The sequence below is a fragment of the Microcoleus sp. OTE_8_concoct_300 genome (genome assembly GCF_031383065.1).
Classification (GTDB): domain Bacteria; phylum Cyanobacteriota; class Cyanobacteriia; order Cyanobacteriales; family Microcoleaceae; genus Microcoleus.
In genome coordinates this window covers 1-1619 of record NZ_JANMZH010000161.1, presented here as the reverse complement: position 1 = coordinate 1619, position 1619 = coordinate 1, and the positions used below count along the sequence as shown (strand labels likewise).

The following is a 1619-nucleotide window of genomic DNA, read 5'->3' as shown; positions in this document are numbered from 1 at the left end:
GGTCAATTTATCGCTTTCGGATTTGCTAAAAAATCTCGATTCTCTGGGTCGTCGCTCGGTGATTGAAAAAATAAATGATGGCACAGAAACTGTTTTTATGCTTCAGCCTTTGATCGTGCAATATGTGAGCGACAGATTAGCGGAGCAGATTCGAGCGGAGGTTTTGGAGACAGTTAAGACGCAAGGAATAGAAAGAATGCGACTGTTGAAAACTCACAGCTTGAGCATCAGTATTGCTAAAGGAAAAGGGGGTAAACCCGAGCGAAGTCGCTCTATTTTAGAATTAGTGAAAAATCGGCTGCAAGTTGTGTTTGCGAAAACTAGAGGCTTTGAAGAACCGCTAAATATACTGACCAAAGTTGCCTCTGATCTGGAGGATAAATCGATTCTTGAGGTGGGATATGCTAGGGAAAATCTGGCGCAGATTATTGCAGAAATTCAGTGTTAACAAAAAAGCGATCGCCCCAGTCACAAAAGCGATCGCCCGATTTTCAACAAAAACAGAATTCGATAAGATTATTTGACAATGCCAAAAACCGATGCAGATTCAGAGCCTGTAATTTTGTCCAAAGCAGGCGCTTTTTGAGCTTGGGCAATTTTGGGAACCAAAAATCCCTTCGCATAAAGCTGAGGATTGTCTTGAGCGATTTGGATGTAAGATTGGCGGACTTCTGCGTTCACCGCCACAGTCTTCGCGTCGTAGACTTGCATCGCCATGTTGGGATAAAAACCAATGCCGACAATCGGTATCAAAAAGCAAAATGCGATCGCCACTTCCCGAGGTTTAGCATCAATAAACGGTGCATCACCCGGCAAAACGCAACTATTACCGAAACAAACCGCTTCATCCAGATTGTTTCTCTGATTCTGCAAATTTAGATCCTCAAGGTCGCAAGCCGCTAGTCTCCCACAGTTGTAAAATAACTGTCGCAGCATCGAGAGCAAATAAATCGGCGTCAAAATCAGTCCTACTGCCGCCAGGAACACTGTCACCGCGCGGAAAGAACCGCTGTACATATCGCTAGTTGCGACGCCCACAAACACTGACAATTCGCTAGCAAAACCGCTCATTCCCGGGAGTGCCAGGGATGCCATCGCGCCTGCGGTAAACAAGGCAAACACTTTCGGCATGACTTTCCCAATCTCGCCCATCTCGTCCATGATCATTGTATGGGTGCGATCGTAAGTAACGCCAGCGAGGAAGAACAATACTGAGGCGATTAAACCGTGGGAAATCATTTGCAACAGCGCCCCGTTGATTCCCAAATCCGTGAAGGAAGCAATACCCAACAACACGAATCCCATGTGAGAAATCGACGAATTCGCCAAGCGGCGCTTCATGTTTGATTGGCCGAAGGAATTCAGTGCGCCGTAGATAATATTGACCACGCCGAGCACCGCCATAATCGGTGCAAAGTAAACGTGTGCTTGAGGAAGAAGTTCCAAATTCAGGCGAATCAGTCCGTATCCGCCCATTTTGAGCAATACGCCGGCTAGAATCATCGACACGGGAGAAGATGCTTCACCGTGGGCATCAGGTAGCCAAGTGTGGAAGGGGAAAATCGCCAGTTTCACACCGAAGGCAATTAACAATCCCGCGTAAAGCAGTAATTCTAAAC

The 1619-nt window shown here is 46.6% G+C and carries 1 protein-coding gene and 1 pseudogene; one reads left to right on the top strand and one right to left on the bottom strand.

From position 1 onward, the window contains the following. Positions 1-448 (top strand): annotated as a pseudogene (locus tag ACUVJL_RS07725) (LuxR family transcriptional regulator); the annotation flags it as partial. Between the two features lie 68 nt (positions 449-516). Here ACUVJL_RS07725 and ACUVJL_RS07720 read toward each other — a convergent pair. After that, positions 517-1619, bottom strand: a 1103-nt coding sequence (locus ACUVJL_RS07720) for an NADH-quinone oxidoreductase subunit M (RefSeq protein ID WP_445245314.1), incomplete at its 5' end; no start/stop codon positions are given.